Source organism: Pseudomonas japonica (assembly GCF_900188455.1).
In the GTDB taxonomy this organism is placed as follows: Bacteria; Pseudomonadota; Gammaproteobacteria; order Pseudomonadales; family Pseudomonadaceae; genus Aquipseudomonas; species Aquipseudomonas japonica.
This window is the reverse complement of record NZ_FZOL01000002.1, coordinates 180,617-205,531: the sequence shown is the minus strand read 5'-3', so window position 1 is coordinate 205,531 and position 24,915 is coordinate 180,617. Positions and strand designations below refer to the sequence as shown.

The window sequence follows — 24,915 nt, the reverse complement described above, 5'->3', positions numbered from 1 at the left end:
CTATGCTCACCCGCCTGGCGCTATTCCTGCTGCTCTCCTTCTCTGCCACAACCCAGGCCAGCGAACCCCTGGTCCTGCTCACCGAAAACTTCCCGCCGTACAACATGTCCAGCGACGGCAAGAGCTTCGCCCGCGAGCCTGAAATCCAGGGCATCGCCGCCGATCTGGTGCGCGAGATGTTCCGCCGCGCCGACATCCCCTACAGCATGACCCTGCGTTTCCCCTGGACCCGTGTCTACCAGCAGGCCAAGGACACGCCGAACCACGGCGTTTTCGTCCTCGCCCGCCAGGCGGACCGCGAGCCGCTGTTCAAATGGGTCGGTCCGCTGGGCCCGGACGACTGGGTACTGCTGGCCCGCGCCGGCAGCACGCTGCAGCTGGACAACCTGGAACAGGCCAAGGGCCTGCGCATCGGTGCCTACAAGGGCGACGCCATCGCCGAAAGCCTGCAGAAGAGCGGCCTGAAGCCGGTCCTGGTCCTGCGTGACCAGGACAACGCGAAGAAACTGTCCAGCGGCGAGATCGACCTCTGGGCCACCGGCGACCCCGCCGGCCGCTACCTGGCGCGGCAGATCGGCATGACCGCGTTCAAGACCGTGCTGCGCTTCAACGGCACCCAGTTGTACCTGGCGCTGAACAAGAGCGTGCCGGACGAGGTGGTGAACAAGCTGCAGGCCTGCCTGGAGCAGATGCGCGAAGACGGCTTCGTCGACGCCACCTTCGCCCGCTACCTGTAGATCCCGCCCTTGCCGTGGGCGGGCATGGCGCGATTGCTGCGCTCGCCGATCATCTGATGCAGTTCGATCAACTCGACACCCTGGGCCTTGAGCCGCGGCAATTCGCGCTCCAGCACGTCCAGGGTCTGGGCATAAGGGTGCCCGATCGCCACCGCGGTGCCTTGCTTGCGGGCCAGCTCCACGGCCAGGCGCAGTTGCCCGGCAATCGCCTCGGGCGTGCGCACGTCATCGAGGAAGACATCCCGCGACACACTGGCCAGGCCAATGGCCTGGGCCTTGGCCGCCGCGACGGTGGCGGCGCTGGTGCGGCTGTCGACGAAGAACAGCTCGCGACGCTGCAGTTCGCCCATCAGCCAGGCCATGGCCTCCGGCTGCGCGGTCATGCGGCTGCCCATGTGGTTGTTCACGCCGGCGGCGTAGGGGACCTTGGCCAACGCCGCATCCAGGCGCCGCTCCAGCTCCGTCGGTGCCAGGTCCGGGTGCCAGGCGTAAGGGCCGGTGGCCGGGTCCATCGGCATGTGCAGGATCACCGTGCGCCCGGCCTTGTGCGCCTGGCGGGCGAAGTCGGTGGCATGGGGTGTGTCCGGCATGATCGCCATGGTGACCGGGCCGGGCAGGGCGAGGGTGCGCGAATCCTTGGCCGGGCTCTGGCCAAGGTCGTCGATGATGATGCTGAGGTAGGCCTTTTGCGTCGTGGCCGGTGCCGCGTGAACGGCACCGGCCAGCAGGCAGAGCAGGGCGAGGCAGAACGCGCGCATCACTTGTCGCGGGTGATGCTCAGACCCTTGAGCAGGCTGAGGGCCTGGCTGAGCTGGAAGTCGTCGTCCTGCGGACGCTCCTTCTTGCTCGTGCCGCTGGCCTTGCTGCTGGATGGCCGGTCGGCGCCACCGTTGCCGTTGCCGAGATGGCCCTGCAGGTCGGCTTCCTTGAAGTTCTCGGTGTCCTGCTCGCGGGTGATCTTGGCCCGGCTGACCTCGATGTCGGGGACGATGCCCTGGGCCTGGATCGAACGACCGTTGGGGGTGTAGTACAGCGCGGTGGTGATCTTCAGCGCGCGGTCGTTGTTCAGTGGCAGCACGGTCTGCACCGAGCCCTTGCCGAAGCTGTCGGTGCCCATCAGCACGCCGCGTTTCTGGTCCTGCAGGGCGCCGGCGACGATTTCCGCGGCCGAGGCGCTGCCGCCGTTGATCAGCACCACCAGCGGCACACCCTCGCTGGCGTCGGCCGGATCGGCGGAGAAGCGCAGTTCGGAGTTGGCGATGCGGCCCTTGGTGTAGACGATCAGGCCCTTGGTCAGGAAGTGGTCGGCCACTTCCACGGCCGACTGCAGCACGCCGCCGGGGTTGTTGCGCAGGTCGAGGACCAGGCCGCGCAGCTTGCCGTTGTTGTCCTTGCGCAGTTTCGCCAGGGCCTTGCCGACTTCCTCGCCGGTCTTGACCTGGAACTGGGTGATGCGGACGTAGCCGTAGCCGGACTCCAGCAACTGGCTCTTCACGCTCTTCACCTGGATCACCGCGCGGGCCAGGGTCACGTCGAACGGCGTGCCGCCGTCGCGGACCAGGGTCAGGGTGATCTTCTCGCCGATCTTGCCGCGCATCTTGTCCACGGCTTCGGTCATGGTCTGGCCGCGGGTCGGCGCGCCGTTGATCTTGACGATCAGGTCGCCGGCCTCGATGCCGGCGCGGGAGGCCGGGGTGTCGTCGATCGGCGAGACCACCTTGACGAAGCCGTCCTCCATGCCGACCTCGATGCCGAGACCGCCGAATTCGCCGCTGGTGCTTTCCTGCAGCTCCTGGAAGTCCTCGGGGCCGAGGTAGGCGGAGTGCGGATCGAGGTTGCTGAGCATGCCCTTGATGGCGTTTTCCAGCAGGGTCTTGTCATCCACCGGCTCGACATAGGCCGCCTTGACCCTGTCCAGCACCTCGGCGAAGGTGCGCAGCTCGTCCAGCGGCAGCGGCGCCTTGGCGCTGACCGTGGTCGGCGCGACCGCCGCCGCGGGCTTGACCGGCTCGGCCGCGAAGGCCAGGGACGCGCCGCTGACCAGGGCGACGGCCAGGGCCAGCGAAGTAAGGCGAGGCGAATGCAGCATGTCGAACGAACTCCTGATCCTGTGTGAGCCCCGTGAGGAGCCTCGCGCCGGTCACCGGGTGACTGGCGCGTGAAAAAAGGTGAAGCCTATCCTTGGCCGCGGCACCACTGCGTGGGGTCGGTCGGCCGGCCCTGCTGGCGGATGGCGAAGTACAGCGCCGGCGTGCTCTGGCCACCGCTGTTGCCAACGGTGGAGATCGCTTCACCGGCCTTGACGATATCGCCAGCGTCCTTGAGCAGGGTCTGGTTGTGACCGTAGAGGCTGAGGTAACCGTTACCGTGGTCGAGGATGACCAGAAGTCCGGCCCCGCGCAACCAGTCGGCGAACACTACGCGTCCGCCGTGCACCGCATGCACCTGGCTGCCGGCCGATGCACTGATCATCACCCCGTCCCATCGGGCCCGGGCATCGTCGCCACGGGTTTCACCGAAGCGTGCCAACAATCGACCATTGACCGGCCATGGAAGTTTTCCCTGTGCCGCGGAAAATGCGCCGCCGTACACCGCGCCGTCGCTGGACACCAGCGGGCCCGGGGTTTTCACCGGCTTCTTCGGTTCGTCGTCCCGTGCTTCGCGGGCGGCGAGGGCGGCCTCGCGCTGGCGTTTCTTCTCGGCTTCCTGTTCGGCCAGCAACGCACGCTGGCGCGCTTCCTCGGCTTCGCGGGCCTGGCGGGCGAGGGTTTCCTCGATGGTCTTGAGCACCTTGCCCAGCTCGGCCTGCTCCTGTTCGCGGGCGGCGAGCTTCTGGTCGTTGTTCTTCAGGTTGCTGTTGACCTTGGCGAGGATCTCCTGGCGTTCGGCGCGGACCTTTTCCAGTTCCTGGCGCTGGGCGTCGAGGGTGCCTTGCTGGACCAGGAGCTGGGCCTGCTGCTGGGCGATGTCATGCTCGACGTTGGCCAGCTGGCGCAGGGTTTCGTTGAAGCTGCGCAACTGGGCCAGGCGGGCTTGGCTCAGGTAGTCGTAATAGGTCAGGGTCCGGGCGAACTTCTCCGGGTTCTGCTGGTTGAGCAGCAGCTTGAGGTATTCCTCGCGGCCGTTGTTCTGGTATGCGGAGCGGGCCTGGATGGCGATCAGGCGTTGCTGTTCGAGGCGGGCGGACTGGAGTTTCTTCTTTTCAGTGTCGAGGCGCTCCAGTTCGCCCTCGCTCTTTTTTAGTTCTTTCTGCAGGTCCTCCACCTGCTTCTCCAGCTTGCCGATGTCGGTTTCGGTGCCGCGCAGGTCCTTCTGCACGCCGGATTTCTCTTCCTGCAGCTGGCCGAGCTTCTTTTTCAGCTCGGCGATGTCCTGGCGCGTGGCGTCCAGTTGTTGCTGGGTTTGCGCGCGCTCGTCGGCGAAGGCCGGGCCGAGCAGGCAGGTCAGGGCTAGAACGATCAGGGCGCGAAGCATGGAATGGCGATAACCAGGGGATGGAGACTGGCCTAGTATGCCCGCCGCTGACCGCAAAAAAAACGCCCTGATAGGGCGTTTGTCTGGAAATCCGGGGCCTCTGGCCCAATGCATGACCATTGTAGGAGCTGGCTTGCCTGCGAAGGCCCGCAAAGCGGGCCCGGATCTCACCGCCATCGGGGACCGCTTTGCGGGCCTTCGCGGTGGTTCGTCACACGACAAGCCACGCTCCTACAACATTCGCGCAAGCCTGTCAGGCATCAACCAGAATGCTGGTACCGGTCATCTCCTGCGGAATCTCCATGCCCATCAGCGTCAGCATGGTCGGTGCCACATCCGCCAGCACACCGCCTTCGCGGACTTTCAGGTCACGCTTGCCGTAATAGATGAACGGTACCGGTTCGGTGGTGTGGGCGGTGTGCGCCTGGCCGGTGCATTCGTCTTCCATCTGCTCGACGTTGCCGTGGTCGGCGGTGATCAGGGCTTCGCCGCCGACCTTGTCCAGCGCCTCGACGATGCGTCCGACGCAGCCATCCAGGGCTTCCACGGCCTTGACCGCGGCCTCGAACACACCGGTATGGCCGACCATGTCGCCGTTGGCGTAGTTGACCACGATCACGTCATAGCGCTGCTGCTCGATGGCCTCGACGATGCGGTCGGTGACCTCCGGGGCGCTCATTTCCGGCTGCAGGTCGTAGGTGGCGACCTTCGGCGACGGGATCAGGATGCGCTCTTCGCCTTCGAAGGGCTCTTCGCGCCCGCCGGAGAAGAAGAAGGTGACGTGGGCGTATTTCTCGGTCTCGGCGATGCGCAGCTGGGTCTTGCCGTTGTTCGCCAGGTATTCGCCGAGCACGTTGTGCAGGCTGGACGGGGCGAAGGCCGCGGGTGCCGGGATCTTCGCCGAGTACTGGGTCAGGCCGATATAGGCCGCCAGCTTCGGCAGGCGCGCACGCGGGAATTCGTTGAAGTCGGCTTCGACGAACACGCGGGAGATCTCGCGGGCGCGGTCGGCGCGGAAGTTCATGAAGATCACGGCGTCGCCGTCCTCGACCTTCACGGCTTCGCCGATACGGGTGGCCTTGACGAATTCGTCGCTTTCGTCGCGGGCGTAGGCTGCTTCCAGGCCGGCCACGGCGGTGTCGGCGCTGTATTCGGCGACGCTGTCGACGATCAGGTTGTAGGCGGCGCTGACGCGGTCCCAGCGGTTGTCGCGGTCCATCGCGTAGTAGCGGCCGATCAGGCTGGCGATGCGGCCCTTGCCCAGCTTGGCGAAGGTGCTGTCGAGCAGTTCGATGGAGGATTGCGCGCTGCGCGGCGGGGTGTCGCGACCGTCGAGGAAGGCGTGCAGGTAGATGCGCTCGGCACCCCGTTGCGCGGCCAGTTCGGCCATGGCCACCAGATGGTCCTGGTGGCTGTGCACGCCGCCGTCGGAGAGCAGGCCGAGGATGTGCACGGCCTTGCCGGCGCCGACCGCCTTGTCCACCGCGCCGGTGAGCACGGGGTTGGCGAAGAACTCACCGTCGCGAATGGCCTTGGTCACGCGGGTGAAGTCCTGGTACACGACCCGGCCGGCGCCGAGGTTCATGTGGCCGACCTCGGAGTTGCCCATTTGCCCGTCGGGCAGGCCGACATCCATGCCGGAACCGGAGATCAGTCCGTGCGGCTGGGTAGCGCGCAGGCGATCGTAGACCGGGGTGTTGGCGGCATAGATGGCGTTGTACTCGGGGCTTTCGCTGTGACCGAAACCATCCAGGATGATCAGGACCAAAGGCTTGGGCGTGCTCGTCATCAAAATCTACTCACGGTTGTAGATGAGAAAGGACCGCATTTTAGGGCAAATTGGTCAGCCGTGACGAATTCCGCGTATCGCCGGGGCGACGGGCTGCAGCACAGGGATGAGAATTGCTGTCAACAACCCCCGTTGACGGGCTTTGGCGGCCCATGGCTGCTGTGTATACTGGCCGCCATTTTCTATGACCTGGAACACCCTCCGATGGTTGCTCATCTGATTGAATTCGCGACAAATCACTACCTGCTGGTTGCTCTCTTCCTGGTTCTGCTGGTTCTGCTGATCGTCTACGAAGCCCGCAAGGGTGGCCGCAGCCTGAGCAACGGCGAGCTGACCGCGCTGGTCAACGGCGACAAGGGTCTGGTGATCGATATCCGTCCAAGCAAGGATTTCTCCGCCGGCCACATCGTCGGTGCGATCAATATCCCGCAGGACAAGTTCGCTGCCCGTACCGGCGAGCTGGAAAAGCACAAAGGCAACAAGACCCTGATCATCGTCGACAACATGGGCCAGCACTCTGGCGCCATCTGCCGCGATCTGCTCAAGGCCGGCTTCACCGCCGCCAAGCTGTCTGGCGGCGTGTCCAGCTGGAAAGCCGACAACCTGCCGCTGGTGAAGTGACATGACCCAGGTCATCGTCTACTCCAGCGACTACTGCCCTTATTGCATCCGCGCCAAGCAGTTGCTGGCGAGCAAAGATGTGGCCTTCGAAGAAATCAAGGTCGATGGCAAACCCCAGGTGCGCGCGGACATGGCCCAGAAGGCCGGCCGCACCTCGGTGCCGCAGATCTGGATCGGCAATACCCACGTCGGTGGTTGCGACGACCTCTATGCGCTGGAGCGCGCCGGCAAGCTCGACGCCCTGCTCAACGCCTGAAATTCCAAACCCTCTAAGACCCTGCAAGGAAGGATCTGCCATGACCGAGCAAAACAACGGCGCTGCCGAAGACAACGCACCACAATTCTCCCTGCAGCGCATCTACGTGCGTGACCTGTCGTTCGAAGCGCCGAAAAGCCCGGCGATCTTCCGTCAGCAGTGGGAGCCGAGCGTTGCCCTGGACCTGAACACCAAGCAGAAAGGCCTGGAAGGCGACTTCCACGAAGTGGTCCTGACCCTGTCGGTCACCGTGAAGAACGGTGAGGAAGTGGCCTTCATCGCTGAAGTCCAGCAGGCCGGCATCTTCCTGATCAAGAACCTCGACGCCCCGTCGATGAGCCACACCCTGGGTGCGTTCTGCCCGAACATCCTGTTCCCGTACGCTCGCGAAGCCCTGGACAGCCTGGTCACCCGCGGTTCGTTCCCGGCGCTGATGCTGTCCCCGGTCAACTTCGACGCCCTGTACGCGCAGGAAATGCAGCGCATGCAGGAAGCCGGCGAAGCGCCTTCGCTGCAGTAAGCGATGCCGGAATGAAAGAAACGCCCTTCGGGGCGTTTTTTTATGCAGGTGGGGTCTGTGGTGAAACTGACGGCCTCATCGCGGGCAACGCCCGCTCCCACAGGTCTCGCGTACACCACCGGACCTTGTGGGAGCGGGCGTTGCCCGCGATGTTCTTTCAGGCGAAGCCCTGCTGGCGCCAGGCCTCGTAGACGGCCACCGCCACGGTATTGGACAGGTTCAAACTCCGGCACCCCGGCCGCATCGGCAGGCGCAAGCGCCGCCCGCTCTCCAGCGCATCCAGCACCTCCGCCGGCAACCCGCGGCTCTCCGGCCCGAACAGGAACGCATCGCCCGGCTCGAACGCCACCTCGTGGAACGGCTGCGAACCCTTGGTGGTAAAGGCGAACAGGCGCGGCCGCCCGAGGCTTTCCAGGCACGATGCGAGGTCGGCATGACGCTTGAGCGGGGCGTACTCGTGATAATCCAGGCCCGCGCGGCGCAGGCGCTTGTCGTCCAGCTCGAAGCCGATCGGCTCGATCAGGTGCAGATCGCAGCCGCTGTTGGCGCAGAGCCTGATAATGTTGCCGGTATTCGGCGGAATTTCTGGTTGAAAAAGGATCACGTGAAACATGCACGGCTCCGAGCATAAAGATGACGCGCATTCTACTCCTGACGAGCCGGAACCGCGTTCGAAATACTGGCCCCGCTTCCTCTTCTCCCTGGCCCTGTTCGGCATGCTGGTGGGGTTGATGATCGGCCGCCTGACCACGCCGGAGCCCCGCGAGCTGGAACGCATCGAGGTGGTCGCGGGTGGCCTGGACCTGTGGTTCAACGAAGAGCCGAAACTGCATGGCGAAGTGGTGGATGGCAGCGTGGCGCTGCTGTTCGATGCGCAAGGGAAGCCGGCGAAAGGCCAGTTGAGCTTCGGCGACAAACCGGTGAGCTGGCGAGTGCGCAAGACCGATGGGGGATTGTTGTTGAGCCTGGTGGCGGCCCGTCCACTGCAGGCCCGCTGGGCGGGTGAGTCAGTGGAGGACCGCTGGCGAGTGCAGGTGAGACTGCACGAATAAAAGAGGGGATTCCCCGGCCTGCCTGTACCAAGGTCCCCAAAACTGGAGATGTCTGTATTAATGCAGGCGCTGTGCCAACTTTGTGAAGTCCAGTAAATACAAGGCTTTCAGGGGGGCTGGCGGAGAATTCCGGTGCTGTTTCCAGGGTTTTTGCCTTGCGGCGGTGCGCGGCGGGCATTTTCGGTTCAGGAATGGGGCATTCATGCCGTTGCCCGGCTGAAACGACCGCGGGGCCGGGCCTGCTCACGATCATGTCGTGGCAGGCGCCGGCCCCGCGTCCTTTCAGCTGGCGAATCAGGACTCTTCGTCTTCTCCCTCGTCGCCGCCATCCACCTTCATGCCCAGCTCCTTGATCTTGCGGGTCAGGGTGTTGCGTCCCCAGCCCAGCAGCACGGCGGCGTCGCGACGGCGACCGGCGGTGTGCTTGAGGGCGGTCTCGATCATGATCCGCTCGAAGCTCGGCACGGCGCTGTCGAGCAGGCTCGACTGGCCGCGGGACAGCGCCTGGTCGGCCCACTGGCGCAGCGCCTGCTCCCAGTTGGTCACTGGCGCGGCGTCCTGCGGCAGGCTCAGCAGCTCCGGCGGCAGGTCGCCGATATGCACTTCGCGACCCGAGGCCATCACGGTGATCCAGCGGCAGGTGTTTTCCAGCTGGCGCACGTTGCCCGGCCACGGCAGGTTGCGGATGAACTCCTCGGTTTCCGCCTTGAGCAGCTTCGGCTCCACCGCCAGCTCCTGGGCGGCGCGGCCGAGGAAGTGGCGGGCCAGGGTCGGGATGTCCTCGCGACGATCGGCCAGGCGCGGGATATGGATGCGGATCACGTTGAGGCGGTGGAACAGGTCTTCGCGGAACTTGCCGGCCTGGACCAGGGTTTCCAGGTTCTGGTGGGTCGCGGCGATGATGCGCACGTCCACTTTCACTGGGGTATGCCCGCCAACCCGGTAGAACTCGCCATCGGCCAGGACCCGCAGCAGGCGGGTCTGGGTGTCGGCGGGCATGTCGCCGATCTCGTCGAGGAACAGGGTGCCGCCATCGGCCTGTTCGAAGCGGCCGCGGCGCAGGTTGGCGGCGCCGGTGAAGGCGCCTTTTTCATGGCCGAACAGTTCGGACTCCATCAGGTCCTTGGGGATCGCCGCCATGTTCAGGGCGATGAACGGTGCCGCGGCGCGTGGGCTGTGGCGGTGCAGGGCGTGCGCCACCAGTTCCTTGCCGGTTCCGGATTCGCCGTTGATCAGCACGGTGATGTTGGAGTGGCTGAGACGACCGATCGCGCGGAACACCTCCTGCATCGCCGGCGCTTCGCCGATGATTTCCGGGGTGCGGGTCAGGGTCGGGACGATGTCCATGCCCTGTTGTTCCTGGGCGTGCTGGTTGGCGCGCTTGACCAGCGACACCGCTTCGTCGACGTCGAATGGCTTGGGCAGGTATTCGAACGCGCCGCCCTGGTAGGACGCCACCGCGCTGTCCAGGTCGGAGTGGGCGGTCATGATGATCACCGGCAGCCGTGGATGCTGCTCGCGGATCTGTGCCAGCAGGTCCAGGCCGCTGGCGCCGGGCATGCGGATGTCCGAGATGATCACGTCCGGTTGCTGGCGGGCCAGGCGGCTCATGACACCATCGGCACTGTCGAAGCTTTGCGTGGTCATGCCTTCCTGCTGCAAGGCTTTTTCCAGGACCCAGCGGATGGAGCGGTCGTCGTCGACGATCCAGACAGTTTCACTACGGCTCATGAGGAAGCGGCTCCTTGTTCCAGTGGCAGGAAGATCGAGAAGGTGGTGTGACCCGGATGGCTGTCACACTCGATCAGGCCCTGGTGCTGGCTGATGATGTTCTGGGTAATGGCCAGGCCCAGTCCGGTGCCGTCCGGGCGACCGCTGACCATGGGATAGAAGAGGGTGTCCTGCAGTTCCGCGGGAATGCCGGGGCCGTTGTCGATGATCTCGATCCGGGCCACCAGGCGATGGCGGATATGGCCGATGGTGAACTGGCGCATGGCCCGGCTGCGCAGGGTGATGCGGCCCAGGCGCAGTTCGTTCTGCGCGCTGATGGCCTGCATGGCGTTGCGCACGATGTTGAGCACGGCCTGGATCATCTGTTCGCGATCGATCAGCACGTCCGGCAGGCTCGGGTCGTAGTCGCGGACCAGGGTGATGCCGCCCTGGCTCTCCGCCTCGACCAGGCTGCAGACCCGTTCCAGCACTTCGTGGATGTTGGTCGGTGCGAGCAGCGGCAGCTTGTTCGAGCCGAGCATGCGGTCGACCAGGTTACGCAGGCGGTCGGCTTCTTCGATGATGACGTTGGTGTAGTCCTTCAGCCCCTCGTCGGGCAGTTCCCGGGCCAGCAGCTGGGCGGCGCCGCGGATGCCGCCGAGGGGGTTCTTGATCTCGTGGGCCATGCCGCGCACCAGCATCTTGGTGGTTTCCTGCTTGGACAGCTGGGCTTCCTCCTTGGTGATGCGCAGCAGGCGGTCACGGGGATGGACTTCGAGCAGGAGCAGGGTGCGTCCGTTGTTGAGGATCGGCGTGACGGCGTAGTCGACGGTCAGGCTCTGCCCGGTCAACGAGGTGAGCTGGGCCTCGCGCTTGGTGAACGGGTGCGCGTGCTCCACCGCCTGGCGCAGCGAGTTGAGGGCCTCGGTGGATTCGGTGAACAGCTCGCTGATGAATTGACCATGGCTGCGCTGGCCGCTGATGGCCAGGAGCATTTCCGCCGCCGGGTTCATGTACTCAAGGCGCAGGTCGGCGTTGAGCAGGATGGTGGCGGTGGTCAGGTTGTCCAGTAGCAATCGGTGCAGTGCATCGCTGATGGTCATGCGGCTTCTTTGACCTCTTTTGGCACATGTCGGACCTGGCAATGGCCAGGGGCGCGAACGCTGGTAATCCGCTGAACCCGGGAAAATGCAAAAAGCAAACCAAGGCTCCGAAAAGAAGCGGAAACCCCGGAAAAACCCCTGTATCTGCCCGAAAAAGGCCTACAAAGACCTGAATTTCAGGAATTCGTGACCCAAAATGGGCTGAGTTGCGCCAGCGAACGCAAGTTTGCGCACCAATATAGAGCATAGGCGGGGCGCGTCAGGTGTCTTCGCAAAGACGTCCGCTCGCCCGGGTCAGCGCCACCCGCCGCAGCGGGTCGCTGCCGCGTTGTTGCAGGGCTTGCGCCAGCACTTGTTCGCAGCGTGGCGGCTTTTGCTGATCGAAGGCTGCCAGGAGGGCCAGCAGTTCATCGCGCAGGTGGTCGAGGCGGGGGCGTAGCTGGCTGCCGAGATCGCGGCGCGGAACATCCGGTGCGCGGCCCTCGGCGTGCCAGTCCGACAGTGCACCATATTGAAGCAGCTTGTTGGCTTCGATCTGATCGGCGAAGAAATCCGCGGCGCGTTGCTCATCCAGGCCATGGCCGGAGGACTGCCGTCGGGCCTGATCCACGACCTGGCGCTCGCGTAAGGCGGCCTGCACGGGCTGGTCGTGGTCCCATTTGTACAGGGCCACTGCCTTGGCCATGTCGAGGCGCTGGTCGATGCTGTCGAGCAGGGCGGTCAGGATGGTGGGGGCCGCGGTGGAAAAGGTCTGGCCGCTGGCGGGGGCCTGCTGCTCCTTCTCCGCCAGCGGCAAACCCGGGGTTCCGGCGTAGAACACGATCAGTTCGGCGCCCTGGCTGCCGCTGCGCCCGCGGTGCACGCGATCCATCACTTCGGCCAGGGCTTCGCCGGCCCGCACCCGTGTGCGCTGGCCCTCGCGGGTTTCCACCTGCAGTTCACCCGTCAGCAGGTAGCCGGCGTTGGGCGACGGATGACGATGCCAGTCCAGGGTGGTGTCGGGCGGGATGCGGATCTTCAGCAGGCTCAGTTCGGGCGTGCCGGTCGAATAGCTAGGGTAGGGCGAGCCGTCCCAGGCGGCGCTGGCGCGCAGCAGGACTTGGGGCTCGGTGGTGTCGCCGGAGAGCGTGGTGCCGCAGGCACTGACGAGGGCCAGCAGGCAGAGGAGGGAGAGACGGCGAATCATGGCGTGGCCTCGCTGAAGGAAGAGCGGGCCAGCATGGGTGACCTGGAAAGGCTGAACTATCAGCCGGGGAGTCACCGCCTGTAAGAAAAAGGCCTCCCGAAGGAGGCCTTTTCCGATTACGTCGCTTGCGCGAGCGTCACTGGATCAGCAGCTGTAGTACAGATCGTATTCCAGTGGGTGTACGAAGGTGCGAACCTTGATTTCTTCTTCGGATTTCAGCGCGATGTAGGCATCGATGAAGTCGTCGGAGAATACGCCGCCCTTGGTCAGGAACGCGCGGCCCTTGTCCAGCTCTTCCAGGGCTTCTTTCAGGCTGCCGCAGACCTGCGGGATTTCCTTGGCCTCTTCAGGCGGCAGGTCGTACAGGTTCTTGTCGGCGGCGTCGCCTGGGTGGATCTTGTTCTGGATACCGTCCAGACCGGCCATCAGCAGGGCAGCGAAGGCCAGGTACGGGTTGGCGGCCGGATCCGGGAAGCGTGCTTCGATACGACGGGCTTTCGGGCTGCCGACGTAAGGAATACGGATCGAGGCGGAGCGGTTGCGTGCCGAGTAGGCCAGCATTACCGGAGCTTCGAAACCTGGAACCAGACGCTTGTAGGAGTTGGTTGCCGGGTTGGTGAAGCCGTTCAGGGCCTTGCCGTGCTTGATGATGCCGCCGATGAAGTACAGGGCGGTGTCGGACAGGCCGGCATAGCCTTCGCCAGCGAAGGTGTTCTTGCCGTCTTTCCAGATCGACATGTGGACGTGCATGCCCGAGCCGTTGTCGCCGTACAGAGGCTTCGGCATGAAGGTCGCGGTGCGGCCGTAGGCATCGGCAACGTTGTGCACGACGTATTTCAGGGTCTGAACTTCGTCAGCCTTCTTCACCAGGGTGTTGAACTTGACGCCGATTTCGTTCTGGCCGGCAGTCGCCACTTCGTGGTGGTGAACTTCGACGGACTGACCCATCTCTTCCAGTGCGTTGCACATGGCGGTACGGATTTCGTGGTCGTGGTCGAACGGAGGAACCGGGAAGTAGCCGCCCTTGACGCCTGGACGGTGGCCCTTGTTGCCGCCTTCGACGTCCTGGTCGGACATCCAGGAGCCTTGCTCGGAGAAGATCTTGAACATCGAGCCGGAGATGTCGGATTTGAACTTCACTTCGTCGAAGATGAAGAACTCAGGCTCTGGACCGGCGAACACGGTGTCACCGATCAGGGTGCTTTTCAGGTATTCCTCGGCGCGCTTGGCGATCGCACGTGGGTCGCGATCGTAGCCTTGCATGCTGGAAGGTTCGATGATGTCGCAGACCAGGATCAGGGTCGGCTCTTCGGTGAACGGGTCCAGGACGGCGGTGTCGTCGACCGGCATCAGGATCATGTCGGACGCTTCGATGCCTTTCCAGCCAGCGATGGAGGAACCGTCGAACATCTTGCCGACTTCGAAGAAGTCGTCATCCAGCGCATCACGGGCTGGCATGGTCACGTGGTGCTGAGTGCCGCGGGTGTCAGTGAAGCGCAGATCAATCCATTTAACGTCATGATCTTTGATGAGTTGAACCGACTTCGACATAGTGTCCTCCGGGTGGGGTAGAGCGTGCCTGTGCAGCCCTTCAATTTGGGTGATGCCGGGCGCGAATAGTCGGCCAGGGCAACCTGCATCACAAGGGAGCAAATTGCATGCCAGTGCCCGGAAATGGGATTTATGCCCCGTTTTCTCGCGTTTCAGTCCTTTCTGTAGGAAATCTCGATTTTTTCTGCACTCTTTAGATGCGCAAAAAAGCCATTGCGCACCAAATTGATGCATTGCAAAGCGATCGGACAAAAGTTGGTCAAACCTTGAGCAATTTCCGCTATAATCCGCGCCCCCCTTTTTCGGCTGGCCGCTCGCGCGCTGTTTTCCATGAAACTGATCGTCAAAGTCTTTCCAGAAATCACCATCAAGAGCCGCCCGGTCCGCAAGCGGTTCATCCGTCAGCTCGGCCGTAACATCCGTGCCGTGTTGCGTGAGCTCGATCCCGAGGTCAAGGTCGACGGCGTCTGGGACAACCTCGAAGTGGTCACCCGGATCGAGGACGAGAAAGTACTGCGCGAGATGACCGAGCGCCTGACCTGCATGCCGGGGATCGCGCATTTCCTGCAGGTCGACGAATACCCGCTGGGCGACTTCGACGACATCGTCGCCAAGTGCAAGGCGCACTTCGGCCACCTGCTGGCCGGCAAGCGCTTCGCCGTGCGCTGCAAGCGCGGCGGCCACCACGATTTCACCTCGATGGACGTCGACCGCTATGTCGGCAGCCAGCTGCGCCAGCAGTGCGGCGCCGCCGGTATCGACCTGCGCACCCCGGAAGTGGAAGTCCGTATCGAAGTGCGCGACAAGCGCCTCTACGTGATCCACAACCAGCACAAGGGCATCGGCGGCTACCCGCTGGGCGCACTGGAGCAGACCCTGGTGCTGATGTCCGGTGGCTTCGACTCCACCGTGGCGGCCTTCCAGATGATGCGCCGCGGCCTGATGACCCACTTCTGCTTCTTCAATCTCGGCGGCCGCGCCCACGAGCTGGGGGTGATGGAAGTCGCCCACTACCTGTGGAAGAAGTACGGCAGCAGCCAGCGCGTGCTGTTCGTCAGCGTGCCGTTCGAGGAAGTGGTCGGCGAGATCCTCGGCAAGGTCGACAACAGCTATATGGGCGTGACCCTCAAGCGCATGATGCTGCGCGCCGCTGAACGGGTTGCCGACCGTCTGGAAATCGACGCACTGGTCACCGGCGAGGCGATTTCCCAGGTGTCCAGCCAGACCCTGCCGAACCTCGCGGTGATCGATTCGGCCACCGAGAAACTGGTGCTGCGCCCGCTGCTGGCCAGCCACAAGCAGGACATCATCGACCAGGCCAACCAGATCGGCACCGCCGAGTTCGCCAAGCACATGCCCGAATACTGCGGCGTGATCTCGGTGAACCCGACTACCTGCGCCAAGCGCCACCGTGTCGACCACGAAGAGAAGCAGTTCGACATGGCCGTGCTGGACCGCGCCCTGGAGCGCGCGCGCTACATTTCCATCGACAACGTGATCGACGAACTCGGCCAGGACATCCAGGTCGAGGAACTGAGCGAGGCGCTGCCGGGTCAGATCGTCATCGACATCCGTCACCCCGACGCCCAGGAAGACGAACCTCTGCTGCTCGACGGCATCGAGGTCCAGGCCGTGCCGTTCTACGCCCTGAACAGCCGCTTCAAGCACCTGGATGGCAACCGTCAATATTTGCTCTATTGCGATAAAGGTGTCATGAGCCGCCTGCATGCTCATCACCTGCTCAGTGAGGGACACGCCAATGTGCGCGTTTATCGCCCCGCCTAGGAAGCACGATGGCGACCGTTCTCGCCATCGTCCTCCCGACCGGATTTCCTGCTCCGTTTACTGAAACCCGCTGCCCTGGCGGCGGCACCGAATACCTGAGATCGAGATACACACAGTGATTGAGAATCTGCGCAACATCGCCATCATCGCCCACGTTGACCATGGCAAAACCACCCTGGTCGACAAACTCCTGCGCCAGTCCGGCACCCTGGAGCGTAACGAGCTCAACGACGAGCGCGTCATGGACTCCAACGACCAGGAAAAAGAGCGCGGCATCACCATTCTGGCGAAGAACACCGCCATCAACTGGAATGGCTACCACATCAACATCGTCGACACCCCCGGCCACGCCGACTTCGGTGGTGAAGTAGAGCGTGTGATGTCGATGGTCGACTCCGTGCTGCTGCTGGTCGACGCCCAGGACGGCCCTATGCCGCAAACCCGCTTCGTGACCAAGAAGGCCTTCGAAGCCGGTCTGAAGCCGATCGTCGTGATCAACAAGGTCGACCGTCCGGGCGCGCGTCCTGACTGGGTTCTGGACCAGATCTTCGACCTGTTCGACAACCTCGGTGCCACCGACGAACAGCTGGACTTCAAAGTCGTCTACGCCTCGGCCCTGAACGGCATCGCCGGTCTGGACCACACCGAGATGGCCGAAGACATGACCCCGCTGTACCAGTCGATCGTCGACAACGTGCCAGCTCCGGCCGTTGACCGCGATGGTCCGTTCCAGATGCAGATCTCCGCTCTGGACTACAACAGCTTCCTCGGCGTCATCGGTGTTGGCCGTATCGCCCGTGGTCGCGTCAAGCCGAACACCCCGGTCGTCGCCATCGACACCGACGGCAAGCGCCGCAACGGTCGTATCCTCAAGCTGATGGGCCACCACGGCCTGCACCGCATCGACGTCGAAGAAGCCCAGGCTGGCGACATCGTCTGCATCAGCGGTTTCGACGAGCTGTTCATCTCCGACACCCTGTGCTCCCCGGACGCGGTCGAAGCGATGAAGCCGCTGACCGTCGACGAGCCGACCGTTTCCATGACCTTCCAGGTCAACGATTCGCCGTTCTGCGGTAAAGAAGGCAAGTTCGTGACCTCGCGCAACATCAAGGAGCGTCTGGACAAAGAGCTGCTGTACAACGTTGCACTGCGCGTTGAAGAAGGCGACTCGGCTGACAAGTTCAAGGTTTCCGGTCGTGGTGAGCTGCACCTGTCGGTTCTGATCGAAACCATGCGTCGCGAAGGTTTCGAGATGGCCGTGGGCCGTCCTGAAGTGATCATCCGCGAAGTCAACGGCAGCAAGCACGAGCCGTTCGAAAACGTCACCATCGACATCCCTGAAGAATCCCAGGGCAAGGTCATGGAAGAAATGGGTCTGCGTAAGGGCGACCTGACCAACATGGCGCCGGATGGCAAGGGCCGTGTTCGTCTGGAGTACAACATCCCTGCTCGCGGTCTGATCGGTTCCGTAACCAGTTCCTGACCCTGACCAACGGTGCAGGCATCCTGACCTCGATCTTCGATCGCTACGACACCATGAAGTCCGGCCACATGTCCGGCCGTCTGAACGGTGTTCTGGTTTCGGTCGAAACCGGCAAGGCCCTGACCTACTCCCTGGAAACCCTGCAGGCGCGCGGCAAGCTGTTCGTCGAGCACGGCCAGGAGATCTACAACGGTCAGATCGTCGGTCTGAACAGCCGTGACAACGACCTGGGCGTCAACCCAACCAAAGGCAAGAAGCTCGACAACATGCGTGCTTCGGGCAAGGACGAGACCATCGCCCTGGTTCCGCCGGTTCGTTTCACCCTGGAACAGGCCCTGGAATTCATCCAGGACGACGAGCTGTGCGAAGTCACGCCGAAGTCGATCCGTCTGCGCAAGAAGATCCTCGACGAAGGCGAGCGTACCCGCGCTGCCAAGAAAGCCAAGGCCAACTAAGCCCGGCTTGAAATGAAAAAGCCCCCGGTCGAAAGGCCGGGGGCTTTTTTCTGGGCTTCGCGCGGGCCTTGTAGGAGCTGGCTTGCCTGCGAAAGGACCGCGCAGCGGTCCCGGACCTCACCGCTATTTGGGACCGCTGCGCGGTCCTTCGCGGGCAAGCCACGCTCCTACAAGTCCTTTCGCGGGCAAGCCACGCTCCTACAAGTCTTTCGCGGGCAAGCCAGTTCCTACAGTGGAAGCGCTAGCGAGCCACCGGCTTCGGCTTGTAGGCGCAATACCCCGGCCGCGGCCCCACCCGTGGGTGGTTGCGGCAGGTGTCCGGGCGCTTGTCGTAAATGGTGCACAGGCGGGTCTTGCGATCCAGATAGAGGCAATCGTCATTGCTCATCCGGGTCAGGGTGAAGATCCCCGACTTCTGGTTGAAGCGTTCGACGATGCCGTCCTTCTGCAAGCGCTTGGCGATATTCTTCGGCGGCTCGCCGACTTCGAATTCATCCACCACGCCAATGCGGATCAGGTCTTTCAGCTTCACTTCCACCGGCAGGGTGCAGCAGGTGGACATGCAGCCGCCGCACATATGGCTGGCGTACTTCTGCCACGTTTCGAGACGGTCGAGCTCGGCGGCGGCGATCAGGGTCGGTTTCATCAGGGGTCAGGCATATAGGTATAGGAAGGCGCGCGATCATACCGGAGTTGATCAAATTGTGAACAACCATTTGCGAAATAGCCCCGGGGCGGTCCCGCTTTTGCAGGATGACCGGCGAACCAGCGCCAACGCTCTGTGTCGAACCGTCTAGGCTGTCTGATCTCCATCCGCAATCGCCAAACTCGCCCGAGGACACCGCATGTCTCAGGAATCGAATGCTCGTGAAGCAGAGGTGGCGGCATTTCGCACCGCTGTGCTGGAAAAACTGACCTATGCGGTCGGCAAGGACCCGGAACACGCCTTCGACCACGACTGGTTCGAAGCCATCGCCCTGGCGGCCAGGGATCACATGGTCGATCACTGGATGGACCACACCCGGCAGATCTATCGCAAGAGCCAGAAGCGCGTCTATTACCTCTCTCTCGAATTCCTCATCGGCCGTCTGCTGTACGACAGCCTGAGCAACCTTGGCCTGCTGGAGGTGGCCCGCGAAGCCCTGGAGGGGCTGGATGTCGATCTCGAACGCATCCGCCTGCTGGAGCCGGACGCGGCGCTGGGCAACGGTGGCCTCGGTCGCCTGGCGGCGTGCTTCATGGAAAGCATGTCGACCCTCGGCATCGCCGCCCACGGTTATGGCATCCGCTATGAACACGGCCTGTTTCGCCAGGCGGTAGTGGATGGCTGGCAGCAGGAGCAGACCGAGAACTGGCTGGATTTCGGCAACCCCTGGGAGTTCGAGCGGGCCGAGGTGATCTACCCGATCAGCTTCGGCGGTCGCGTCGAAACCGTGAGCAGCGGCGACGGTGAGCCGCGCCAGGTCTGGTGGCCGGCGGAAACCGTGCGCGCGGTGGCCTATGACACGCCGGTGGTCGGCTGGCGCGGCGCCAGCGTCAACACCCTGCGGCTGTGGCGCGCGCGGGCCCTGGAGGAACTGCACCTGGAGCGCTTCAACGCTGGCGACCACCTTGGCGCGGTGGCCGAAGTGGCGCGCGCCGAGAGCATTTCCCGGGTGCTGTACCCGGCCGACAGCACCGAGGCCGGCCAGGAGCTGCGCCTGCGCCAGGAGTACTTCTTCGTCTCGGCCTCGCTGCAGGACCTGCTGCGCCGCCACCTGAACATGCACGACAGCCTGCTCAACCTGCCCGAGCAGGCGGCGATCCAGCTCAACGACACCCACCCGTCGATCGCCGTGGCCGAGCTGATGCGTCTGCTGGTGGACCAGCACGAGGTGCCGTGGGACACCGCCTGGCGCCTGACGGTGAACACGCTCGCCTACACCAACCACACCCTGCTGCCGGAAGCGCTGGAAACCTGGGCGGTAGGCCTGATGGAGCGCATGCTGCCGCGGCACATGCAGATCATCTACCTGATCAACGCCTACCATATCGACGCCCTGCGGGCCAAAGGCATCCACGACTTCGACGTGCTGCGCGCGGTGTCGCTGATCGAGGAAGACAACGGCCGGCGGGTGCGCATGGGCAACCTGGCGTTCCTCGGCTCGCACAGCGTCAACGGGGTGTCGGCGCTGCACACCAAACTGATGCGCAGCACCGTGTTCGCCGAACTGCACAAGCTCTACCCGGAGCGGATCAACAACAAGACCAACGGCATCACCTTCCGCCGCTGGTTGTACCAGGCCAACCCGCCACTGACCCACATGCTCATGGATGCCCTGGGCGATGACGTGCTGGACAACCCGGAAACCAAGCTGCGCGGCCTCGAACCCTTCGCCGACAAGCCGGCGTTCCGCAAGAAGTTCGCCGAGCAGCGCCTGCACAGCAAGCGTGCCCTGGCGAGCATCATCCAGGAACGCCTGGGCATCACGGTCAATCCGGAAGCGATGTTCGACGTTCAGGTCAAACGGATCCACGAGTACAAGCGCCAGTTGCTCAACCTGATGCATACCGTCGCCCTGTACCAGGCGATCCGCGCCGAGCCGGGCACCGACTGGGTGCCGCGGGTGAAGATCTTCGCCGGCAAGGCGGCGGCCAGCTATCACCAGGCCAAGCTGATCATCAAGCTGGCCAACGACATCGCCCAGGTGGTCAACAACGACCCGACCGTGCGTGGCCTGCTCAAGGTGGTGTTCCTGCCCAATTACAACGTCAGCCTGGCGGAAAGCATCATCCCGGCGGCGGACCTCTCCGAGCAGATCTCCACCGCCGGCTACGAGGCGTCGGGCACCAGCAACATGAAGTTCGGCCTCAATGGCGCGTTGACCATCGGCACCCTCGACGGTGCCAACGTGGAAATGTGCGAGCAGGTGGGCGCCGAGCACATGTTCATCTTCGGCCTGACCGCGCAGCAGGTGGAAAGCCGCAAGCGCAACGGCGACTTCGGCGCCAGCCCGATCATCGGCGCCTCGCACCGGCTCAACGATGTGCTCCAGGCGATCCGCGGCGGGGTCTTCTCGCCGGACGATCCGGCGCGTTACGTCGGCCTCGTGGACTCGCTGGTGGCCTACGACCGTTTCCTGCTCTGCGCCGATTTCGATGCCTATTGGGAAGCGCAGCGGCGGGTCGACGAGCTCTGGCACGAGCCCAACCGCTGGTGGCGCTCGGCGGTGCTCAATACCGCGCGGATGGGCTGGTTCTCCTCGGACCGGACCATCGGCGAGTACGCCCGGGAGATCTGGACCGCCCTGGAATGAACGGCCGCGGCGCGGCGGGCGGCGGGAACCAGACGCCGAATGTGTCGTCTGATCGGGCAGGGCTGTCCTACTGCTCGCCCGCGCCGTGCTCTCCCTGTAAACTGCGTGGGATTTTTTCCTCCCCAATCCTCCGGAGCCATACATGTCCCGCGTTACCCTGAGTCGCTATCTGATTGAGCAGACCCGTAGCAACAGCACCCCTGCCGATCTGCGCTTCCTCATCGAAGTGGTGGCGCGCGCATGCAAGGAAATCAGCCACAACGTGTCCAAGGGCGCTCTCGGCGGCGTACTGGGCAGCATGGGCACCGAGAACGTGCAGGGCGAAGTCCAGAAGAAGCTGGACGTGATCTCCAACGACATCCTCCTCGAAGCCAACGAGTGGGGCGGTCACCTGGCCGGCATGGCCTCGGAAGAGATGGACAATGCCTACCAGATTCCCGGCAAGTACCCGAAAGGCGCCTACCTGCTGGTCTTCGACCCGCTGGACGGCTCGTCGAACATCGACGTCAACGTTTCCGTCGGCACCATCTTCTCGGTGCTGCGCTGCCCTAACGAGTACCTGAGCCAGAACGAAAGCCTGAACGAAAAGGCCTTCCTCCAGCCGGGCACCAAGCAGGTTGCCGCCGGTTACGCGATCTACGGTCCGCAGACCATGCTGATCCTGACCCTGGGCAATGGCGTCAAGGGCTTCACCCTGGACCGCGAGCTGGGCAGCTTCGTCCTGACCCACGAGAACATCAAGGTGCCGGAAACCACCGCCGAGTTCGCCATCAACATGTCCAACCAGCGTCACTGGGAAGCCCCGGTCAAGCGCTACGTCGGCGAACTGCTGGAAGGCGAGACCGGCCCGCTGAAGAAGAACTACAACATGCGCTGGATCGCTTCGATGGTTGCGGACGTGCATCGCATCCTGACCCGCGGCGGCCTGTTCATGTACCCGCGCGACGCCCGTGAGCCGGGCAAGCCGGGCAAACTGCGGCTGATGTACGAAGCCAACCCGATGTCCTTCATCATCGAGCAGGCCGGTGGCGCGTCCACCGACGGTACCCAGCGCATCCTCGACATCCAGCCGGACAGCCTGCACCAGCGCGTGGCGGTGTTCCTCGGTTCGAAAGAGGAAGTCCAGCGCGTCACCGGTTATCACCAGGAGTAAACAGCCATGCTCGCACCTTGGCAGCCGTTGCTGGAGTGGTGGTTCGGATGGGGCACCAGTCCCCAGGACGTAGCTGACGAGAAGAGCGCGCTGTGGTTCGGCAAGCACCACGACGCCGAGGCGCAGGAGCGCTTCGGCCCGCTGGTCGAGCAGGCGCTGGCCGGTGGTCTGGACGAGTGGTTGCAGAGTCCGCAGGGCTGGCTGGGGCTGGTCCTGTTGCTGGATCAGTTGCCGCGCATGATCCACCGCGACACGCCGCGCGCCTTCGACGGCGATCGTCGCGCGCAGGTGCTGGTGATGCAGGGCCTGGACCGGGCCTGGGATTACCAGCTGCTGCCGCTGCAGCGGGTGTTCATCCTGCTGGTGCTGGAGCATGCCGAGGTGCTGGACTGGCAGAACATCTGCGTCGAGCGCTACCAGACCCTGCTGGCGGCGCAGCCGGCGGCGGATCGTCGGTTGTTCGAGGGCTTTCTCGACTATGCCGAGCAGCACCAGCGGGTGATTGCCCGGTTCGGTCGGTTCCCGCACCGCAACCTGGTGCTGGGGCGGCCGAGTACCAGTGAAGAGATGGATTTCCTGCTGGAGCCGGGGTCCAGATTCTAGGGGCCGCGCTAACCTGGTAGGAGCGTGGCTTGCCCGCGAAGGACCGCGCAGGCAAGCCAGCTCCTACAGGGCGGCGCAGGCCTTGAGTGGCATCAGATCCTGAAACTCCCCACCAGATGCTTCAACCGCTCGACCTGATGCTCCAGGTCGTTGCAGGCCCGCAACGTCGCCTGCAGGTTTTCCACACCTTCCTGGTTCAGCGTATTGATCTCGGTGATGTCGACATTGATCGACTCCACCACGGCGGTCTGTTCCTCGGTGGCGGTGGCGACCGACTGGTTCATCCCGTCGATCTCGCCGATCCGCTGGGTCACGCTGCCCAGACGCTCGCCCGCCTGGTTGGCGATGCCCACGCTGTGCTGGCTGTGGTGCTGGCTCTCGGTCATGGTGCTCACCGCTACCTGGGCGCCGGACTGCAGTTCCTCGATGATCCGCTGCACCTGCTGCGCCGAGTCCTGGGTGCGGTGGGCGAGGTTGCGCACTTCGTCCGCCACCACCGCGAAACCGCGACCCGCCTCGCCAGCCCGCGCCGCCTCGATGGCGGCGTTGAGCGCCAGCAGGTTGGTCTGCTGGGAGATGCCGGCGATCACTTCGAGGATCTGCCCGATGTTCACCGTATTGGCGTTGAGCGTCTCGATATTGCCGCAGGAGTCGCTGATCTTCGCCGACAGCTGGTTCATCACCTCGATGGTCTGCTCGACCACCTGCTGACCGTCTTCGGCCAGGCCGCGTGCGTCGCTGGAATGCTGCGAGGCGAGGGCGGCGTTCTGGGCGATTTCCTGGGCCGCGGCGCCCAGTTCGTTGATCGCCGCGGCCACGCTGCTGGTGCGGCTCGACTGCTGGTCGGCGTTGTGGATCGAGGCATTGGACGCGCTGATCACGCGCAGGGCGACCTCGTTGACCTGGCCGGTGGCCGAGGACACTTCGCGGATCGATTCGTGAATCCGCTCGACGAAGCGGTTGAACGACTGGCCGAGGGCACCGAATTCGTCGTGGGCGTGGATGTTCAGGCGTCGGGTCAGGTCGCCCTTGCCCTCGGCGATGTCATGCATGGCCCGACCCATCACATGCAGCGGTTCCATCAGCACGCGGATCAGCACGCCGAGCAGGGCGATGATGATCAGCACCGCGGCGATGGTCGCCACCACCGCCGAGCTGCGCAGCTCGCCGAGCATGGCGAAGGCGGCGTCCTGGTCGAGGACCAGGGCGACGTACCAGTCCGCCGACGGCACGCCGTCGACATGGGTGAAGCTGATGAACTGCGCGCGGCCGTCGATCTCGACTTCCTTCATGCCCTTGCCGATCACCGGCGTGCCCTGTGGATAAGCCTGCGCCAGGGTTTTCAGGGCCAGGTCGCCGTTGGGGTGGATGAGGATCTTGCCGTCGCCGTTGACGATGAAGGCGTGGCCGTGGCCGTCGAAATTCAGCGAGTTGATGATCGCGCTGATGGTGTCCAGGGCCGTGTCGGCGCCGGCGACGCCGATCTGCTGGGCAGCCTGGCGCACCGGGGTGGCGATGGTCACCACCAGCTTGCCCATGGAGGCGGAGATGTACGGTTCGGTGACCACGGTCTGGCCGGCGGCGCTGGCGCTCTTGTACCAGCCGCGCACCCGCGGGTCGTAGTCGGCGGGACGATTGCCGGCCGGCACCGACTGCATGGCACCGTCCTTGCCGCCGAAGTAGGTGAGGGCGAAGTTGCTGGCGTACACCGGCAGCGCCAGGCTGCGGTTCAGGGCGTCCTTGCCGGGGCCGTCGACGGCCACCTGCTGGGCGAAGGAGTCGAGGATCTGGATGCGGCTGTCCAGCCAGCTGCGGATGTTGCCGGCGGTCAGGGTGCCCAGTTCCTGCATCGAGGCTTCGGTACCGGCCCGCAGGGACTGGCGTTGGCGGTAATCGTTGAACAGGACGAAGCAGGTGAAGGCCAGCACCACAATGAGGGCGGCCGCCAACAGGATCTTGTGGCTGAATTTCAGGTTCTTGGTCATTTCGAGGTCACGCAATTCACGGAAGGGGCGCGGCAATCCGCCGCAGCGCCCCCTTTGTCGTCCGTTGCACGAAAAAGATTAATCGGTTCCGCCAACAACCGACCAAAGGTGAGCGATTGCGCGGGATTGAAAGCGAGGGCCTTCGGGAACCGGAGT

The 24,915-nt window shown here is 64.0% G+C and carries 21 protein-coding genes and 2 pseudogenes; 10 read left to right on the top strand and 13 right to left on the bottom strand.

Annotation, left to right across the window (positions count from 1 at the left end):
• Positions 1-2: 2 nt before the first annotated feature.
• Complete coding sequence (locus CHB99_RS03185; RefSeq protein ID WP_042120546.1) at positions 3-737, top strand: substrate-binding periplasmic protein; 735 nt, start codon at positions 3-5, stop codon at positions 735-737.
• Here CHB99_RS03185 and CHB99_RS03180 read toward each other — a convergent pair.
• From CHB99_RS03180 to gpmI, 4 genes are all read right to left on the bottom strand, one after another.
• Positions 728-1,495: a divergent polysaccharide deacetylase family protein gene (locus CHB99_RS03180; protein ID WP_042120545.1), complete on the bottom strand. Its 768-nt coding sequence runs from the start codon at positions 1,493-1,495 to the stop codon at positions 728-730. The two genes, CHB99_RS03185 and CHB99_RS03180, sit on opposite strands and share 10 nt — an antisense overlap.
• Positions 1,495-2,826, bottom strand: a complete 1,332-nt coding sequence (locus tag CHB99_RS03175; RefSeq protein ID WP_042120544.1) for a S41 family peptidase — start codon at positions 2,824-2,826, stop codon at positions 1,495-1,497. Before CHB99_RS03175 ends, CHB99_RS03180 begins: the two co-directional genes overlap by 1 nt.
• Before the next feature lie 86 nt (positions 2,827-2,912).
• Complete coding sequence (locus CHB99_RS03170) at positions 2,913-4,211, bottom strand: murein hydrolase activator EnvC family protein (protein ID WP_042120543.1); 1,299 nt, start codon at positions 4,209-4,211, stop codon at positions 2,913-2,915.
• A 253-nt stretch (positions 4,212-4,464) separates the two neighbouring features.
• Positions 4,465-6,000 (bottom strand): 2,3-bisphosphoglycerate-independent phosphoglycerate mutase, encoded by a 1,536-nt coding sequence (gene gpmI / locus CHB99_RS03165; RefSeq protein ID WP_042120541.1) that lies wholly within the window; start codon positions 5,998-6,000, stop codon positions 4,465-4,467.
• A gap of 204 nt (positions 6,001-6,204) precedes the next feature.
• On the opposite strand from gpmI, the gene CHB99_RS03160 reads away from it, so the two are divergent.
• The 3 genes from CHB99_RS03160 to secB are packed head-to-tail and all read left to right on the top strand — an operon-like array spanning position 6,205 to position 7,397.
• Entirely contained in the window at positions 6,205-6,621 is a 417-nt protein-coding gene (locus CHB99_RS03160; RefSeq protein WP_042120539.1) for a rhodanese-like domain-containing protein, read from the top strand.
• 1 nt (position 6,622) lies between these two features.
• Positions 6,623-6,877, top strand: coding sequence for a glutaredoxin 3 (gene grxC / locus CHB99_RS03155; protein WP_042120537.1), 255 nt, complete (start codon positions 6,623-6,625; stop codon positions 6,875-6,877).
• Between the two features lie 40 nt (positions 6,878-6,917).
• Positions 6,918-7,397: a protein-export chaperone SecB gene (gene secB / locus CHB99_RS03150; RefSeq protein ID WP_042120535.1), complete on the top strand. Its 480-nt coding sequence runs from the start codon at positions 6,918-6,920 to the stop codon at positions 7,395-7,397.
• Positions 7,398-7,554: 157 nt separating this feature from the next.
• Here secB and CHB99_RS03145 read toward each other — a convergent pair whose 3' ends face one another.
• On the bottom strand, positions 7,555-8,010 hold the full coding sequence (locus CHB99_RS03145; protein ID WP_042120534.1) for a tRNA (cytidine(34)-2'-O)-methyltransferase: 456 nt from the start codon (positions 8,008-8,010) through the stop codon (positions 7,555-7,557).
• Here CHB99_RS03145 and CHB99_RS03140 point away from each other — a divergent pair.
• A complete protein-coding gene (locus CHB99_RS03140) occupies positions 8,009-8,449 on the top strand; it encodes a hypothetical protein (RefSeq protein ID WP_042120532.1) in 441 nt (146 codons plus the stop codon). The genes CHB99_RS03145 and CHB99_RS03140 overlap by 2 nt on opposite strands.
• Before the next feature lie 294 nt (positions 8,450-8,743).
• Here the strand turns inward: CHB99_RS03140 and ntrC are convergent, their stop codons facing one another.
• The 5 genes from ntrC to CHB99_RS29735 all read right to left on the bottom strand — a co-directional run bounded on the left by ntrC (position 8,744) and on the right by CHB99_RS29735 (position 14,331).
• On the bottom strand, positions 8,744-10,180 hold the full coding sequence (ntrC, locus tag CHB99_RS03135; RefSeq protein ID WP_042120530.1) for a nitrogen regulation protein NR(I): 1,437 nt from the start codon (positions 10,178-10,180) through the stop codon (positions 8,744-8,746).
• Positions 10,177-11,262 carry a nitrogen regulation protein NR(II) gene (glnL, locus tag CHB99_RS03130; RefSeq protein WP_042120528.1) on the bottom strand — a complete coding sequence of 362 codons (1,086 nt, stop codon included), beginning with the start codon at positions 11,260-11,262 and terminating at the stop codon, positions 10,177-10,179. The genes ntrC and glnL overlap by 4 nt, the downstream gene beginning before the upstream one ends.
• 259 nt (positions 11,263-11,521) lie before the next feature.
• Positions 11,522-12,448 (bottom strand): gamma subclass chorismate mutase AroQ, encoded by a 927-nt coding sequence (gene aroQ, locus CHB99_RS30010; RefSeq protein WP_245655560.1) that lies wholly within the window; start codon positions 12,446-12,448, stop codon positions 11,522-11,524.
• 144 nt (positions 12,449-12,592) lie between these two features.
• Positions 12,593-13,999, bottom strand: a complete 1,407-nt coding sequence (glnA, locus tag CHB99_RS03115) for a type I glutamate--ammonia ligase (protein WP_042120526.1) — start codon at positions 13,997-13,999, stop codon at positions 12,593-12,595.
• A gap of 152 nt (positions 14,000-14,151) precedes the next feature.
• Positions 14,152-14,331, bottom strand: a complete 180-nt coding sequence (locus CHB99_RS29735; protein ID WP_156994706.1) for a hypothetical protein — start codon at positions 14,329-14,331, stop codon at positions 14,152-14,154.
• Between CHB99_RS29735 and thiI the strand changes: the two genes are divergently transcribed.
• Both thiI and typA read left to right on the top strand, forming a co-directional pair.
• Positions 14,330-15,784 (top strand): tRNA uracil 4-sulfurtransferase ThiI, encoded by a 1,455-nt coding sequence (gene thiI / locus CHB99_RS03110; RefSeq protein WP_042120525.1) that lies wholly within the window; start codon positions 14,330-14,332, stop codon positions 15,782-15,784. The two genes, CHB99_RS29735 and thiI, sit on opposite strands and share 2 nt — an antisense overlap.
• A 115-nt stretch (positions 15,785-15,899) precedes the next feature.
• Positions 15,900-17,722, top strand: a pseudogene (gene typA, locus CHB99_RS03105) (translational GTPase TypA).
• Between the two features lie 241 nt (positions 17,723-17,963).
• Here the strand turns inward: typA and CHB99_RS03100 are convergent.
• The gene (locus CHB99_RS03100) at positions 17,964-18,368 is read right to left on the bottom strand and encodes a YkgJ family cysteine cluster protein (RefSeq protein ID WP_042120523.1); all 405 of its coding nucleotides are present in this window, start codon (positions 18,366-18,368) and stop codon (positions 17,964-17,966) included.
• Positions 18,369-18,567: 199 nt separating this feature from the next.
• Here CHB99_RS03100 and CHB99_RS03095 point away from each other — a divergent pair, with 199 nt between their 5' ends.
• The 3 genes from CHB99_RS03095 (at position 18,568) to CHB99_RS03085 (ending at position 22,774) form a co-directional block, all read left to right on the top strand.
• Positions 18,568-21,018 carry a glycogen/starch/alpha-glucan phosphorylase gene (locus tag CHB99_RS03095; protein WP_042120521.1) on the top strand — a complete coding sequence of 817 codons (2,451 nt, stop codon included), beginning with the start codon at positions 18,568-18,570 and terminating at the stop codon, positions 21,016-21,018.
• A gap of 142 nt (positions 21,019-21,160) precedes the next feature.
• Positions 21,161-22,171 (top strand): class 1 fructose-bisphosphatase, encoded by a 1,011-nt coding sequence (locus CHB99_RS03090; protein ID WP_042120520.1) that lies wholly within the window; start codon positions 21,161-21,163, stop codon positions 22,169-22,171.
• A gap of 6 nt (positions 22,172-22,177) precedes the next feature.
• Positions 22,178-22,774, top strand: coding sequence for a DUF924 family protein (locus CHB99_RS03085; RefSeq protein WP_042120518.1), 597 nt, complete (start codon positions 22,178-22,180; stop codon positions 22,772-22,774).
• Positions 22,775-22,866: 92 nt separating this feature from the next.
• On the opposite strand, the gene CHB99_RS30475 is transcribed toward CHB99_RS03085, so the two are convergent.
• Positions 22,867-23,592, bottom strand: a complete 726-nt coding sequence (locus tag CHB99_RS30475; protein WP_377698114.1) for a methyl-accepting chemotaxis protein — start codon at positions 23,590-23,592, stop codon at positions 22,867-22,869.
• Between the two features lie 129 nt (positions 23,593-23,721).
• Positions 23,722-24,759, bottom strand: a pseudogene (locus tag CHB99_RS30470) (HAMP domain-containing protein); the annotation flags it as partial.
• Positions 24,760-24,915: the final 156 nt, after the last annotated feature.